The organism is Streptosporangium sp. NPDC049078 (genome assembly GCF_040648855.1).
In the GTDB taxonomy this organism is placed as follows: domain Bacteria; phylum Actinomycetota; class Actinomycetes; order Streptosporangiales; family Streptosporangiaceae; genus Streptosporangium.
The window spans coordinates 130976-144930 of record NZ_JBEZEL010000016.1 but is presented as its reverse complement, the minus strand read 5'-3'; the positions used below and the strand labels follow the sequence as shown (position 1 = coordinate 144930).

Sequence of the window (13955 nt, the reverse complement as noted above, 5' to 3'; positions counted from 1 at the left end):
TGAGGTTAACGTCCGATTTAGCGTGCGTTATCTAAATCACACCCCGGAGGTCCCATATGCGTAGATTGCGGCTGCTCACCATGCCCGCGCTCCTCCTCGCCCTCACGGCGATGTCCGCCTGCTCGGTGTCGTCCACCCCCGGCGGATCCACCGCCGGTGCCGACCAGAAGGCGGACGGCGCGATCACCATCGGCTTCAGCCAGGCGACCCAGCAGTCCCCCTTCTACGTGCAACTGCGCGAGGGGGCCGAGGCCGCCGCGAAGAAGGCCGGCGCCACGCTCCACTTCGCCGACGCGGACGGGGACGTCACCAAGCAGAACAACGACATCCAGGACCTCATCACCCGGCAGGTCGACATCCTGCTCATCAACCCGGTGGATCCGCAGGGCGTGCAGCCCAGCCTCGCCGCGGCCAAGGCGGCCGGGGTCTCCGTGGTGACCGTGGACCGGCCGGTGGCCGAGGGCGCGGTCGCGCACGTCGGGCGAGACAACAAGGCGATGGGAGAACTCGTCGGCAAGCGGCTCAGCGAGAAGCTCGGAGCCGAGGGCGGCACCGTCATCGAGATCCGCGGGGACGCCGGTGGAGCCGTGGCGCGCGACCGCAGCGCGGGCTTCCACGAGGCCGTCGAGGCGAACCCCAAAATCAAGATCGTCGAGGGGCCGTACTCCGACTACGTCCGCGCCAAGGCCGTCACCGCGATGCAGGACCTGCTCCAGGTCCACCCGGACGTCGCCGCGGTCTACGCCCACAACGACGACATGGCGCTCGGCGCGCTGCAGGTCCTCACCGAGAACGGCAAGGACAAGGTCCTGGTCGCCGGAGTGGACGGGCTCATGGAGGCGGTCAAGCAGATCGCCGACGGCGACCGGTACGTGGCCACCGCGCTCAACGACCCCATCTCCCTCGGCGCGACGGCCGTCGAGACGGTGCTCAAGGTCCAGAAGGGCGAGCAGGTCGAGCCCTCGGTCGACGCGGGCACCGCGCTGATCGACGGTGAGAACGCCGCGAAGTACGTCGGAGAGACCGAGTTCGCCCAGACCCTCCCGTAGGCGACCGTTCCCCGAAGGACCGGCCCGCAGGGGCGGGCACGCGGGCATCCGCGGCGAAGGCCGGTGGTCCGGGTCGTGAAAGACCCAGGGAGGACCCCTGGAGGACACGACCCGCGACGACCGACACGCGAGAAGCAGAAGACGAGGAAGAAAGAAGAAATGCCGGAAACCATGCAGGCCGCAGTGCTTCACGCCCCCGGGGACATCCGGGTCGAGCAGGTACCCGTGCCCACACCGGGCCCCGACGAGGCGCTCGTCCGCGTCGCGGCGTGCGGAGTGTGCGGCTCGGACATCCCGCGCATGCTGCGTGCCGGGGCCTACCGTTTCCCGATCATCTGCGGCCACGAGTTCTCCGGGCACGTGGTGCGGATGGGCGATCGGCTGTCGGCCACCGGCCGGGTGCGGGAGGGCGACCTGGTCACCGTGCCGCCGCTCATTCCCTGCCACGCCTGCGGACCCTGCAGCCAGGGCCGGTTCGGCCTGTGCAAGAACTACGGCTACTTCGGCAGCCGCAGGGACGGAGCGTACGCGCAGTACGTCTCCGTACCGGCCGAGAACCTGATGGTGCTCCCCGACGGCCTCGACCCCAGGGCCGCGGCGATGCTCGACCCGGCGGCGATCGCGCTGCACGCCCTGTGGCGCACGAAGATGCGCGGAGGCTACCGGGTGGCGGTGGTGGGCGCAGGCCCCATCGGGCTGTTCGCCGTGCAGTGGGCGCGCATCGCCGGGGCCGCCGAGGTGCTCGTGATCGAACTGGACGAGCGGAAGGCGGCCATGGCGACGGAGGCCGGGGCCACGCACACCGCGGTCAGCGCCGAGGCCGCCGCCGAGGTGGCCGGAGAGGGCTACGACGTGGTCATCGAGTCCGCGGGCGTGCCCGCCACCGTCGACCAGGCCGTGGGCCTGGCCGGACGGCACGGGGAGGCGGTGTTCATCGGCATCCCGCACGACCCCGTGGTGCTGCCCAAGTCCACCTTCAGCTCCTTCCTGCGCCGCGAGGTCACCCTGCACGGCGCGTGGAACTCCTTCTCCGCGCCGTTCCCCGGCGAGGAGTGGCGGGTGGCGGCAAGCACGCTCGCCTCGGGCGACCTCGCCTGGAAGTTCATGATCACGCATGAGCTGGGGCTGGACGCGCTCCCCGAGACCATGGTCAGCCTCGGCGAACGCTCCATTTTCAGCTCCAAGGTCCTGTTCATGCCGAACGAGGGGTGACCGTGAGCGCTTTCCTCGCCCTCGACCTGGGAACCGAAGGCGCCCGCGCGGCGGTCTACGACGCCGACGGCGCGCGGCTCGGGGCGGGCGACGAGTCCTACCCGACCACCTTCCCCAGGCCGGGCTGGGCCGAGCAGGACCCGGACCACTGGTGGCGGGCGAGCGTCCACGCCGCGCGGGCGGCGCTCGCCGAGGCGGGCAACCCGGAGATCGCCGGTGTCGCGGTGGCGACCACCGCCTCGACGGTCGCCGTGCTCGACCGCCACGGGCGCCCCCTGCGCCCGGCCCTGCTGTGGATGGACGGCAGGGCGAGCGAGGAGTCGGCGCTGACCGCGCGGATCGACCACCCGGCCCTGCGCTACTCGGGCGACTGCGACGCGGTGGAGTGGCTGGTGCCCAAGGCCATGTGGCTGGCCCGTCACGAGCCCGAGGTCTACCGCGCCGCCGCACGCGTCGTCGAGGCCGTGGACTACATCGTGTGGCGGCTCACCGGACGGTGGGCCGGATCGCAGATGAACGCGGTCTGCAAGAGCAACTACGATCCGCGCGGGGCGGGGTTCCCGCACGACCTGTACGAGAAGCTCGGCATCGGCGATCTCGGCGACAAGCTGCCGGACGAGATCGTGCCGGTCGGTGACCCGGTGGGGCCCCTCGGCCCCGACGCCCGCGAACAGCTCGGGATCGTCGGCCCCGCCGTCGTCGCCTCCGGCGGGATCGACGCGCACCTGTCCCTGCTGGCCGTCGGGGGCGCCCGCGAGGGGCGGGTGTCGATCGTGTGCGGCACGTCCAACGCGTTCGTCACCGAGATCGCGGAACCGGTCTTCCCCTCCACCGTGTGGGGCCCGTACCCGGACGCGTTGCGCGAGGGGCACTGGCTGGTGGAGGGCGGTCAGGTGAGCGCGGGCTCGGTGCTGGCCTGGGCGGGCGAGCGGCTCATCGGGCGGCCGAGATCGGAGATCGGCGGGCTCATCGAGGCCGCGGCGGCGCTGCCGCCGGTCGAGCACGGGCTGATCGTCCTGGACTACTTCATGGGAAACCGCACGCCGCTGCGCGATCCGCGGCTGCGCGGCGCGGTGCTCGGGCTGACCCTCGCCAGCACCCCCGAGCAGGTCTACCGGGCGGCCGTGGAAGGGGTCGCGTACGGCACCCGCCAGGTCATCGACTCCTTCGTCGCGGGTGGGATCGGCGTGCAGGAGATCTTCGTCTCCGGCGGCATCCGGCACAACGAGCTGTGGCTCCAGACGACCGCCGACGTGCTCGGCCGGCCGATCAGCCTGGCCACCGGGGACAACCTCACGCTGCGGGCCTGCTCGGTGATCGCCTCGGTGGGTGCGGGGCGGTACGCCTCGCTGGCCGAGGCCGCGGCACACTACGAGCCGAGGATTCGCGTGGTCGAGCCGGTGGCCGAGCACCGGAACCCGTACCGGCAGGGCTACGACGACTATCTCGCGGCGACCGCCGCCACCACGGCGATCGCGCACCGGCTGAGCGCACCGCGACGAGGGGACGGGCTGACATGAGCATTCCCGTGGACTATCACGACCAGCTCTACCAGGTCGCCGTCCGCTACTACGAGAGCGGGGAGACCCAGGAGCAGATCGCCCACCGCATGCATCTCACCCGCTGGAAGGTGGGCCGGATGCTCGCCGAGGCCCGCCAGGCCGGGATCGTGCGGATCGAGGTGCTGCACCCCAGGTCGAGGGTGCACGCCCTGGAGCGCTCGCTCAGGGAGCGGTTCGGCCTGCGCGAGGCGATCGTGGTGGCGGGGAACGCCAGGAACGACCCGGAGTACCTGCGTGACCGGGTGGCCGCCGCGGGGGCCGACCACCTGATGGCGATGCGTCCCGCGCCCCAGCTGATCGGCGTCTCCTGGGGACGCACGCTCGACCGGCTGGCCGGCGGGCTCACCCCCGGGTGGGCCACGGGCGTCAACGTGGTGCAGGTGAACGGCGCGCACAGCCGATCACGGCAGCCGACCACCGCGCACAGCATGGCGAACCTGATCGCGCACCACGGCGGCGGCACCGCGACGCTGCTGCCCGCCCCGGCGATCCTGGAGCAGGAGAGCACCCGGGCGGTGCTGGAGAGCGACCGGGCCGTCTCCGACGTGCTCGCCCTCGCCGGCCGCGCCGACCTGTTCCTGTTCAGCCCAGGAGGCATGGGCAGCGACTCGGTGCTGGTGGACTCCGGCCAGATCGACGCCGACGACGTCACCCGGCTGGCACGGGCCGGCGCGGTCGGCGACGTGCTCGGCCGCTTCGTCGACGAGCGCGGCCGGATCGTCGATCCGGGCCTGGACGGGCGCACGCTCGGCCTCTCGCTGGACGCCCTGCGCTCGGCCACCACCTCCGTCGCGCTCGTCAGCGGCGCGGCGAAACACGCGGTGTGCCGGGCGGTCGTGGTGAGCCGCCTCTGCGACGTGCTGATCACCGACGACCAGAGCGCGACCTACCTGCTGGACACCGCGACGAGGGAGGAGCCATGACGGACACCGCCGAGCACCCGAGGCTGCGGATGGCCGGGATCGTCAAACGCTTCCCCGGCACCGTCGCCCTGGACGGCGTGGAGCTGACCGTACGCCCCGGCGAGGTGCACTGCCTGCTGGGCGAGAACGGCGCCGGCAAGAGCACGCTCATGAAGATCCTTTCTGGCTCCTACCAGCCGGACGAGGGCACGATCCTGCTGGACGGGGAACCCTTCAGGGCCGCCACCCCGCACGCCGGGCTCGCCGCGGGCATCGCCGTGATCTACCAGGAGCTGGACCTGCTGCCCGATCTCACCGTCGCGCAGAACCTGCTGCTGGGCAGGGCGCCGAGGTTCGGCCCGTTCGTGCGCAGGTCCCGGCGGGCGCGGCTGGCCCGCGAGGCGCTGGACCGGGTCGGCGCGCGCTTTTCGGTGACCACGCCCGTCAGGGAGCTGCCCATCGCGGCGCAGCAGCTCACCGCGATCGCCAAGGCGCTCACCGCCGACGCGCGAGTGATCGTGATGGACGAGCCCTCCGCCACCCTCGGCGAGAGCGAGCTGCTCGCCGTCTTCGACGTCATCAGGTCGCTCACCGCCGAGGGACGCTCGGTGATCTTCATCTCGCACCGGATGGACGAGGTGATGGAGATCGGCGACCGCGCCACGGTGCTGCGCGACGGCCGCACGGTCGGCGTCTACGACCTGGCCTCGACCGGCCCCGGCGAGATCGTCGCCGCGATGATCGGTGAGGCGAGGGAACTCATACGCCCCACCGACCACCCCGCGCCCGAGGGTGAGCCGCTGCTGAGCGTCGAGCGGGTCCACCTGCCGGGCCTGATCGACGTCCGCGACCTGGAGGTGCGGCCGGGCGAGATCGTCGGGCTCGCCGGACTCGGCGGCGCGGGCCGTACGACCCTGCTGCGCGCGCTCTTCGGCGACCTGAGGGCACAGGTCACCGCGAAGCTGGACGGGCGCCCGATGCGCGTGGGCAGCCCGTCGGCCGCGGTACGCGCCGGGCTCGCGCTGGTGCCGGAGAGCCGCAAGGAGCAGGGGCTGATGCTCGGCCTGTCCGTGGGCCGCAACGCGGCGATCGCGGCGATCGGCCGGCCCCCCTGGCTGCTGCCCGGCCGCCTCGGGCGGCGGCTCACCCGGCCGGCGTTGACCGACCTGGGCATCAAGTCCGCCGGACCCGACCAGCTCGTGGGAGAGCTGTCGGGCGGCAACCAGCAGAAGGTCGTGCTGGCCAAGTGGATCACCCGGGGCGGGATCAGGGTCCTGCTGCTGGACGAGCCCACCCGCGGCCTCGACGTCGGGGCCAAGGCCGACCTCTACCGGCAGGTGCGCCACCTGGCCGACCAGGGGGTGGCGGTACTGCTCGCGAGCAGCGAGCTCACCGAGCTCACCGCCAACGCCGACCGCATCCAGGTCCTGTACGAGGGCCGCAACGTCGCGTGTTTCGACCCGAGGGTCAGCCCGGAGAACGTCATCGCGCACACCGTCATCACAGGAGCGACTCCATGACCACATCGATCGGATCCGCCACCCCGGCGACCAAGGACCCCGGCGGCTCCAGGTCGCGCCGCGGCACCGACCTGATCGTCAAATCCAACCTGCTGCTGGTCTTCATCGCCTTGTGCGTCGTCGCGACGCTGCTGGCCCCGCAGTTCCTCACCGGCCGCAACATCGCCAACCTGCTGCAGCAGTCGTCGCTCACCGGGATCGTCGCCATCGGCATGACGATGGTGGTGCTGACCGCGGGGATCGACCTGTCGGTCGGCAGCGTGGCGGCCTTCGGCGGGATGACGGTCGCCCTGCTCATGGGGTCGGACGTGCACTTCGTACCGGCGATCCTGCTCAGCGTCGCGGTGGGCGCGCTGTTCGGCGCGCTCATGGGCGGGCTGTCGGCCTACCTGTCGCTGCCCTCGTTCATGACCACACTGGCCGGGCTGACGGCCATTCGCGGGCTCACCTACCTGCTCACCGACGGCAAACCGGCGGGCGGCGGCGGCTCGGAGGCGTTCCAGCTCCTCGGCGGCGGGTTCATCGGCTACGTGCCGATCATCGGGATCGTGTTCGTCGTGATCACGATCCTCGCCGCCCTGGTGCTGCGGGGCACGACCTTCGGCGAGTACGTCTACGCGGTCGGCAGCAACAAGGAGGCCGCGCGGCTGTCCGGCCTGCCGGTGCGCGGGGTGATCACCGCCGTGTTCGCGGTGTCCGGCGCGCTCGCCGCGCTCGCGGGGGTGCTGCTCACCTCCCGGCTGACCGTGGGCCAGCCCACCGCCTTCAGCGGGCTGGAGCTGGACGCGATCGCGGCCGTCGTGCTCGGCGGCACCAACCTGTTCGGCGGCCGGGGCGGGGTGTTCGGCACGTTCGTGGCGGTGCTGCTGCTGTCGGTGCTGCGCAACCTGTGCAACCTGCTCGGACTGGGCTCCTTCTTCCAGATGGTGGTGACCGGCCTGATCCTGCTGGTCGCCCTCATCCTCAACATGCTCATCGAAAGGCGGGGCGCTCGTGCCTGACACCGTCCCTGGCTCGTTGCGGGCCTATCTGCACGGACTGCCGGGGGTCGACGAGGTCGGCGTGCATCGGCGGGCCGCGGACCTGGCGACCCGGTCGATCAAGACCACGGCCAAGCGCCGGGCGATCGACCTGGCCATCCGGATGGTCGACCTGACCACGCTCGAAGGGGCGGACACCCCGGGCAAGGTACGCGCGCTGGCGAGCAAGGCGATGCGTCCCGACCCCGCCGACCCCACCACGCCCGCGGTCGCCGCGCTCTGCGTCTACCCGGACATGGTGCCGGTGGCCGCCCAGGCGCTGTCCGGCAGCGGGGTGGGACTCGCCTCGGTCGCCACGGGCTTCCCGGCGGGCCGCACGTCGCCGGAGGTGAAGCTGGCCGACACACGTTTGGCGGTGGCCGCCGGCGCCACCGAGATCGACATGGTCATCGACCGGGGGGCGTTCCTCTCGGGCGACTACCGCAAGGTCTTCGACGAGATCGCGGCGGTGAAGGAAGCCTGCGGCGAGACGCACCTGAAGGTCATCCTGGAGACCGGGGAACTGGTCTCCTACGACAACGTGCGGCGGGCCTCCTGGCTCGCCATGCACGCCGGGGCGGACTTCATCAAGACCTCCACCGGAAAGGTCACGCCCGCCGCCACGCTGCCGGTCACCCTGGTCATGCTGGAGGCGGTGCGGGACTACCTGGCCGCCACCGGGCGGCGGGTGGGGGTGAAACCCGCGGGCGGCATCCGCACCACCAAGGACGCGATGCGCTACCTGGTGCTGGTCAAGGAGGTGGCGGGGGAGAGCTGGCTGGATCCGGCGTGGTTCAGGCTCGGCGCCTCGACCCTGCTGAACGACCTGCTCATGCAGCGCACCAAGCTGAACACCGGACACTACGCCGGGCCCGACTACTACACGATCGACTAGGGGGACTCCGATCACATGACGGAGGAGATCTTCGAGTACGCGCCCGCGCCGGAGTCACGGTCGACCGTGTCGATCCGGCCGTCCTACGACCTGTTCGTCGACGGCGAGTTCGTCGAGGCCAAGAGCGACGAGCGGATCGTCACGATCAACCCGGCCGACGAGGAGCCGCTGTCCGAGGTGGCCGTCGCCTCCGAGGCCGACGTCGACCGCGCCTTCACCGCGGCCCGGCGGGCCTTCGAGCGGGTCTGGTCGCCGCTGCCGGGAGCGGAGCGCGGCAAGTACCTGTTCAGGATCGCGCGCATCATCCAGGAGCGCGCACGCGAGCTGGCCGTGCTCGAGTCGCTGGACAACGGCAAGCCGATCAAGGAGACCAGGGACGTCGACCTGCCCCTGGTCGCGGCGCACTTCTTCTACCACGCGGGATGGGCGGACAAGCTGGCCCACGCCGGGCTCGGCCCCTCGCCGCGCCCGCTGGGCGTGGCCGCCCAGGTCATCCCGTGGAACTTCCCGCTGCTGATGCTCGCCTGGAAGGTCGCGCCCGCGCTGGCCACCGGGAACACGGTGGTGCTCAAACCCGCGGAGACCACCCCGCTGACCGCGCTGGCGTTCGCCGAGATCTGCCAGGAGGCGGGACTGCCGCCGGGCGTGGTGAACATCGTGACCGGCGCCGGCGACACCGGCCGGGCCGTGGTCGCCCACCCGGACGCCGACAAGGTGGCCTTCACCGGCTCGACCGAGGTGGGCAGGGAGATCGCCCGCGCCGTGGCGGGCACGGGCAGGCGGCTCTCCCTCGAACTGGGCGGCAAGGGCGCCAACATCGTGTACGACGACGCGGCGATCGACCAGGCCGTGGAGGGGATCGTCTCGGGGATCTTCTTCAACCAGGGACACGTGTGCTGCGCGGGATCGCGGCTGCTGGTGCAGGAGTCGATCGCCGAGGAGCTGCTGGCGAAGCTGCGCGCCAGGATCGAGCGCCTGCGGCTGGGCGACCCGCTGGACAAGAACACCGACATCGGGGCGATCAACTCGGCCGCGCAGCTCGCCAGGATCCGCGAACTGGTCGCCGTCGGCGAGGCGGAGGGCGTGAGCGGCTGGTCACCGGCGTGCCCGATCCCCGAGCGCGGCTTCTGGTTCCCGCCCACCGTGTTCACCGGCGTCACGCAGGCGCACCGGGTCGCCCGCGAGGAGATCTTCGGCCCGGTGCTCTCGGTGCTCACCTTCCGCACACCGGAGGAGGCCGTCGCCAAGGCGAACAACACGCCGTACGGCCTGTCCGCCGGGGTGTGGACGGAGAAGGGCTCCCGGATGCTGTGGACCGCGAGCCGGCTGCGCGCCGGCGTCGTGTGGTCCAACACCTTCAACATGTTCGATCCCGCCAGCCCGTTCGGCGGATACAAGGAGTCCGGTTACGGCCGCGAGGGCGGCCGGCACGGGCTGGAGGCATACCTTGGCTGACAGAACCGACCCCCCGTTCCCCGCGCCGGCCCGCGTCGTCGTGCGCAGGACGTACAAGCTGTATCTCGGCGGGGCGTTCCCGCGCTCGGAGTCAGGCAGGTCCTATCCGGTGACATCCTCCCGCGGGGTCCATCTCGCCAACGCGGCCCAGGCGTCCCGCAAGGACGCGCGCGACGCCGTGGTGGCGGCGCGCAAGGCGTTTCCCGGCTGGTCCGGCCGTACCGCCTACAACCGGGGCCAGATCCTGTACCGGGTGGCCGAGATGATGGAGGGGCGCCGGGCCCAGTTCGCCGAGGAGACCGCCGCGGCCGAGGGGGTGAGCAGGGCGGGGGCCGAGAGGCTGGTCTCGGCCGCCATCGACCGCTGGGTCTACTACGCGGGCTGGGCCGACAAGGTCGGCCAGGTGCTCGGCGGGGCGAACCAGGTGTCGGGCCCGTTCTTCAACCACTCAGAGCCCGAGCCGACCGGGGTCGTGGGCGTCATCGCCCCGGCCGGCTCCCCGCTGCTCGGACTGGTCTCGGTGCTGGCGCCGGTGATCACCTCGGGCAACACGGCGGTGCTGGTGGCGAGCGAGCGTGCCCCGCTCCCCGCCGTCACGCTCGCCGAGGCGCTGGCCACCTCGGACCTGCCGGCGGGGGTCGTGAACATCCTGACCGGACGCCTGGGTGAGCTCGCCCCGCCGCTCGCCGGGCACGCCGACGTGAACGCCCTCGACCTGACCGGGGCGGGCGACCCCGGCTCAGAGTTGGCCTCAGAGCTGGAGGAGAGCGCGGCGACCACCCTCAAGCGGGTCCTGCGGCCGGGCCTTCACGACGACTGGACCGTCGCCGATCCCGGCGTCTCCCGGATCAGGTCCTTCATGGAGATCAAGACGGTCTGGCACCCGGTGGGCGTCTGACACCGGGGTGGGCCGGCGGGACCTCGGCGGGCGGGCGCGGTCTCCGTTCCCGCCCACGCGCCGGGGTTCGCGCGGGAACGGCGCCTCGCTCAGGAGCGTCGCCCTCGCGTCCCCCGAGGCTCCGGGGCAGGGGGCGCCTCTCGCCGGCCCGGCGGGGAAACGCGGGGGTGACACGAGGGTGGGTGCCTGTTAGGCCCCATTTGCCCAGGTGAGAGCCTTAAAGTATGAGATATTCAGACAGGGGCGGTGGGCTGTCGGCGCAGGAGCGGGCCAGGCGCGAGAGGCTGCGGTTCCGGGCCGCCGACATGTTCGCCGGGGAGATCACGCCCGCGCGGGTGGCCCGGCTGCTGGGAGTCACCCGCAAGTCCGCCTACGAGTGGTACGCGCTCTGGAGACGGGGAGGCAGGGCGGCACTGGTCTCCAGGGGTGCCGCGGGCGGCAGGAAGCTCACCGACGAGCAACTGGCCCGGCTGGAGGCGGTCCTGGCGGAGGGGGCGGCCGCCCACGGCTGGGACGACGGCCACTGGACCACCGCGCGTGTCGCCGTGGTGATCGCGGAGAGGTTCCAGGTCTCCTACACCGTGCGTGGGGTGGCCTATCTGCTGGACCGGCTGGGATGGACCGGCCGGTTCGGGTTGCCGATGCGCGGGCCCGCGCGGACGGGTGGCGGATCCCCGGCGTGAGCGGGCTCGTGATCTCCGTGCCGCGTGGGCGGCTCGGCGGGGTCGAAGCACATCAAGATCGACATGGATGCGCACTCCATGCCGTGCGCGCGGCTCGGCGAGAAGCCGCTCCCTTGGCGGAGCGGAGAAGCCGCTCGGATGTAACCTCCGCCTTTCCTGCCGGGAAATGATCCCGGACCAAGGCTTTGTCCTTTCTGGGGCGAAGGTCGTTATGGCTCTGAACTAGCGTCTTACATGGCGTCGATTCGTCATATTTCCTGGAAATCTGATCGGCGCTCTGTAAGTCCTGGCGGCATGCCGGGTTCAACCATCAGACACGGAGTGATCTTTCATGTTCAAGCAGGCTCTCGCCGCCGGCACCTTGGTGGCCTCCACCCTGATCGTCGGCATGACGGTGTCGGCTCAGCCCGCCGGGGCAAGCGTGGCGCCACAGCAGGTCTCGGTGGTCGCCGGAAGCAACGACCACGACCCCTTCGGTCCCTACGTCTACAGCAGGTATTCGCCATTCACTTTCTACAACACTTATACGCCCTTCGGCTTCCAGCCCTATTACCGTCCCGTTGTCTACACCTACTGGTAAACCAGGAAAAAGTAGAAAACGGTAATAGGCGAGGCGTGACGGTGCCGGGCGTGGTGACCACGCCCGGCACCGTTCGCCGTCACGGCGCCCGTGGCGCCGTCGTCCGCCGAGGCGCGGTGGACGATCCGGCCGGGACCCGCCCCGTCGTGGCCCGTTGACGACCGCCGAACGCGGCGGCTCAGCCCGCTTCCGTCGTCGTACCCGGAGCGGAACGCGACTGCCGGTGCACCGCCAGGGCGATGTCCACGATCGCGATCACGGCCAGCACGGCCATCACGACGGTGAGCCAGGTGATCCCGGCCACGAAACCGAGCACCCCGAGGCCGATCGCCGCTATCAGGGCGAACGAGCCCAGGCGAATGTGGACGACGTCGCGCGGGGTGGCCGCGACCATGGGCTTCCCGCTCGCCGAAGTCTCCTCCGGCATCTCTCCTTCGGCCGTCATGTTTCCCTCCTTGGTTGGAACGCCCTTTTACCCGGATGCCCCTCTGTCATGTGTCCGGCTCACGTCTCGTGCGACTGCCCGAGGGCTCTCACCAGTCCTTCGGGATCGGAGACCGTGAGAGTTGCGGCCGGGTGGGTGAGGAGGTGGCCGGGTACCAGGGCGGGCACCGGGACGTGGAACCGGACGCACACGCCTCGCCCGGTGCCGGTGCCGAACGTCACCCCGCGGTCGGCGAACGACAGGTGCGGTCCGATGGCCTTCCACGGAGCGTACGGGCCGGTCACGGTGGTGCCCGCGACGTTGGACAGGGGCGTGCGCAGCGACCAGGGGCCGAAGCGAACCGAGAGATCGCCCTCGCGGACCTCGGCGAAGGCCCTCTGAGGGCTCACCCCGACCATCAGCAGCGGTATCCGCCACGCCGGGTCGAATTCGAACGCGAAACGCGTCATCCCCTCAGGACTCCCAGGGGGCGCTCTCGCCCATCTTGGCGTAGTACCTGGCCAGGTGGGCCTTGATCCGTTCGAGGTCCTCCTCGGGCACCTTGACCCCGCCCCTGGCTCCCTGCAGGACCCCTCCCGCGGCTCGTACGGCCTGCGGCACCACCTTGAGCCTGCCGTCGATCACGTCGGCGATGGGAAGCTTGTAACTCCCGAAGTTGTCCGGCTCGTCGCCGTCGTACCAGAGGTGGGCCTCTCGATATCGGGCATTGGGCTCCTCCTCGGCGTCCGACCATGATCGGACGCGCTTCTCGGCCGCTTCGCCGTCCCAGGCCCTGTCGTGCTCGGCCAGTGGCAGATCCTGAAACCGGGTGACCGTCATGATCTCGCTCCCTTCGTCGAGGGTTTCCCTACCCGGCTGACCGGCCCCATGCCTGCCCGGCGACATATTTGGACTTTGTCAGGGGAGGGGGTCGGCATGACGGACACTCCTGAGACGAGCGAAGACACGGCCGAGCGTGAAGGTGCCGAGACGGGCGGCACCGAGAGCACCGGTGCCGAGGGCGCCGGTGCCGAAAGTGACGCCCCCGCGCAGGATCCGCCGCCCGCGGGTCCGCGGGGCATCGACGGCGAGAGCAGGGTCGTGGCGGAGCGGTCGGGGGCGGACACGACCTTCCCCGAGCGACCACTTCTGGCGGATCCCGACGACGCGCGCCGCACTCCTGCAGAGGAGAGACCAGAGGGTGTGAGCGAGGCCAAGGCTGAGACCGAAACCGAGAACGAGGCCGACGGCGAGATCGCGGGCGACGAGGGAGAGGACACGTCCGGTGACGGGGCGCCGGAACCGGAGGTCGGCCCGGCCTCCTGAGAGCCGACCTCTTTGACCTGGCGCCCTATGGTCCCCGGCCCGAGGAGGGCGGACGGCCCCGCCCGACGAGGGCGGACAGGGCCCGGGGCAAGGACTCCTCCCGACATGGCGGTGGGGGCCCGGAAAACCGGGCCCCCACCGCCATGTGAGTCGCGAGTCAGCTCTTGAAGGCGTCCTTGACCTTCTTCGCGCTGTCCTTGACCTTCTCCCCGGCCTGCTTGAGGTTGCTCTCGCTCTGGTCGGCCTTGCCTTCGGCCTCAAGCCGCTCGTTACCGGTGGCACGTCCCGCGCCTTCCTTGACCTTGCCCCCGAGCTCTTCGGCCTTGTTGGCGATCTTGTCGTCGTGACCCATGGTGTTATCCCTCCCGTTGTGGAGTTTTGTCCACTTCGACAGGTCCCCTCTCCTCCAGAGGAGGGGGTAAACATGCCT

General features: G+C 71.1%; 16 protein-coding genes. 12 read left to right on the top strand and 4 right to left on the bottom strand.

Going from position 1 to position 13955, the window contains the following annotated elements; genetic code table 11:
• The first annotated feature begins 56 nt into the window (after positions 1 to 56).
• From AB0B90_RS27120 to AB0B90_RS27070, 11 genes are all read left to right on the top strand, one after another.
• Positions 57 to 1049, top strand: coding sequence for a substrate-binding domain-containing protein (locus tag AB0B90_RS27120; RefSeq protein WP_350949227.1), 993 nt, complete (start codon positions 57 to 59; stop codon positions 1047 to 1049).
• A 159-nt stretch (positions 1050 to 1208) separates the two neighbouring features.
• Entirely contained in the window at positions 1209 to 2261 is a 1053-nt protein-coding gene (locus tag AB0B90_RS27115) for a galactitol-1-phosphate 5-dehydrogenase (protein ID WP_362896907.1), read from the top strand.
• Between the two features lie 2 nt (positions 2262 to 2263).
• On the top strand, positions 2264 to 3781 hold the full coding sequence (locus tag AB0B90_RS27110) for an FGGY-family carbohydrate kinase (protein ID WP_350949225.1): 1518 nt from the start codon (positions 2264 to 2266) through the stop codon (positions 3779 to 3781).
• Positions 3778 to 4746, top strand: coding sequence for a sugar-binding domain-containing protein (locus AB0B90_RS27105; protein WP_350949224.1), 969 nt, complete (start codon positions 3778 to 3780; stop codon positions 4744 to 4746). Before AB0B90_RS27110 ends, AB0B90_RS27105 begins: the two co-directional genes overlap by 4 nt.
• Positions 4743 to 6245, top strand: coding sequence for a sugar ABC transporter ATP-binding protein (locus AB0B90_RS27100; protein WP_350949223.1), 1503 nt, complete (start codon positions 4743 to 4745; stop codon positions 6243 to 6245). Before AB0B90_RS27105 ends, AB0B90_RS27100 begins: the two co-directional genes overlap by 4 nt.
• Entirely contained in the window at positions 6242 to 7246 is a 1005-nt protein-coding gene (locus AB0B90_RS27095) for an ABC transporter permease (RefSeq protein ID WP_350949222.1), read from the top strand. The genes AB0B90_RS27100 and AB0B90_RS27095 overlap by 4 nt, the downstream gene beginning before the upstream one ends.
• Entirely contained in the window at positions 7239 to 8159 is a 921-nt protein-coding gene (gene deoC / locus AB0B90_RS27090) for a deoxyribose-phosphate aldolase (protein WP_362925449.1), read from the top strand. The genes AB0B90_RS27095 and deoC overlap by 8 nt, the downstream gene beginning before the upstream one ends.
• Positions 8160 to 8174: 15 nt before the next feature.
• Positions 8175 to 9614 (top strand): aldehyde dehydrogenase family protein, encoded by a 1440-nt coding sequence (locus AB0B90_RS27085; RefSeq protein WP_362925447.1) that lies wholly within the window; start codon positions 8175 to 8177, stop codon positions 9612 to 9614.
• Positions 9607 to 10512, top strand: coding sequence for an aldehyde dehydrogenase family protein (locus AB0B90_RS27080; RefSeq protein WP_362925445.1), 906 nt, complete (start codon positions 9607 to 9609; stop codon positions 10510 to 10512). The genes AB0B90_RS27085 and AB0B90_RS27080 overlap by 8 nt, the downstream gene beginning before the upstream one ends.
• 224 nt (positions 10513 to 10736) lie before the next feature.
• Positions 10737 to 11195, top strand: coding sequence for a winged helix-turn-helix domain-containing protein (locus tag AB0B90_RS27075; RefSeq protein ID WP_350949218.1), 459 nt, complete (start codon positions 10737 to 10739; stop codon positions 11193 to 11195).
• A gap of 331 nt (positions 11196 to 11526) precedes the next feature.
• Entirely contained in the window at positions 11527 to 11775 is a 249-nt protein-coding gene (locus tag AB0B90_RS27070; protein ID WP_350949217.1) for a hypothetical protein, read from the top strand.
• Positions 11776 to 11953: 178 nt separating this feature from the next.
• On the opposite strand, the gene AB0B90_RS27065 is transcribed toward AB0B90_RS27070, so the two are convergent.
• Genes AB0B90_RS27065 through AB0B90_RS27055 form a run of 3 tightly spaced genes read right to left on the bottom strand, consistent with a single transcriptional unit; the run spans position 11954 to position 13039 of the window.
• Positions 11954 to 12220, bottom strand: coding sequence for a hypothetical protein (locus tag AB0B90_RS27065; RefSeq protein ID WP_350949216.1), 267 nt, complete (start codon positions 12218 to 12220; stop codon positions 11954 to 11956).
• A 59-nt stretch (positions 12221 to 12279) separates the two neighbouring features.
• Positions 12280 to 12669, bottom strand: coding sequence for a hypothetical protein (locus tag AB0B90_RS27060; RefSeq protein WP_350949215.1), 390 nt, complete (start codon positions 12667 to 12669; stop codon positions 12280 to 12282).
• A gap of 4 nt (positions 12670 to 12673) precedes the next feature.
• Positions 12674 to 13039, bottom strand: coding sequence for a hypothetical protein (locus tag AB0B90_RS27055; protein WP_362925442.1), 366 nt, complete (start codon positions 13037 to 13039; stop codon positions 12674 to 12676).
• Positions 13040 to 13135: 96 nt separating this feature from the next.
• Between AB0B90_RS27055 and AB0B90_RS27050 the strand changes: the two genes are divergently transcribed.
• Entirely contained in the window at positions 13136 to 13525 is a 390-nt protein-coding gene (locus AB0B90_RS27050; protein WP_362925440.1) for a hypothetical protein, read from the top strand.
• A gap of 157 nt (positions 13526 to 13682) precedes the next feature.
• Here the strand turns inward: AB0B90_RS27050 and AB0B90_RS27045 are convergent, their stop codons facing one another.
• Complete coding sequence (locus AB0B90_RS27045; protein ID WP_350949212.1) at positions 13683 to 13877, bottom strand: CsbD family protein; 195 nt, start codon at positions 13875 to 13877, stop codon at positions 13683 to 13685.
• Positions 13878 to 13955: the final 78 nt, after the last annotated feature.

Coding starts and splice junctions, on each gene's coding strand:
- AB0B90_RS27120 (WP_350949227.1), top strand. CDS start 57: ATGCGTAGATTGCGGCTGCTCACCATGCCCGCGCTCCTCCTCGCCCTC.
- AB0B90_RS27115 (WP_362896907.1), top strand. CDS start 1,209: ATGCCGGAAACCATGCAGGCCGCAGTGCTTCACGCCCCCGGGGACATC.
- AB0B90_RS27105 (WP_350949224.1), top strand. CDS start 3,778: ATGAGCATTCCCGTGGACTATCACGACCAGCTCTACCAGGTCGCCGTC.
- AB0B90_RS27100 (WP_350949223.1), top strand. CDS start 4,743: ATGACGGACACCGCCGAGCACCCGAGGCTGCGGATGGCCGGGATCGTC.
- AB0B90_RS27095 (WP_350949222.1), top strand. CDS start 6,242: ATGACCACATCGATCGGATCCGCCACCCCGGCGACCAAGGACCCCGGC.
- AB0B90_RS27085 (WP_362925447.1), top strand. CDS start 8,175: ATGACGGAGGAGATCTTCGAGTACGCGCCCGCGCCGGAGTCACGGTCG.
- AB0B90_RS27075 (WP_350949218.1), top strand. CDS start 10,737: ATGAGATATTCAGACAGGGGCGGTGGGCTGTCGGCGCAGGAGCGGGCC.
- AB0B90_RS27070 (WP_350949217.1), top strand. CDS start 11,527: ATGTTCAAGCAGGCTCTCGCCGCCGGCACCTTGGTGGCCTCCACCCTG.
- AB0B90_RS27065 (WP_350949216.1), bottom strand. CDS start 12,220: ATGACGGCCGAAGGAGAGATGCCGGAGGAGACTTCGGCGAGCGGGAAG.
- AB0B90_RS27060 (WP_350949215.1), bottom strand. CDS start 12,669: ATGACGCGTTTCGCGTTCGAATTCGACCCGGCGTGGCGGATACCGCTG.
- AB0B90_RS27055 (WP_362925442.1), bottom strand. CDS start 13,039: ATGACGGTCACCCGGTTTCAGGATCTGCCACTGGCCGAGCACGACAGG.
- AB0B90_RS27050 (WP_362925440.1), top strand. CDS start 13,136: ATGACGGACACTCCTGAGACGAGCGAAGACACGGCCGAGCGTGAAGGT.
- AB0B90_RS27045 (WP_350949212.1), bottom strand. CDS start 13,877: ATGGGTCACGACGACAAGATCGCCAACAAGGCCGAAGAGCTCGGGGGC.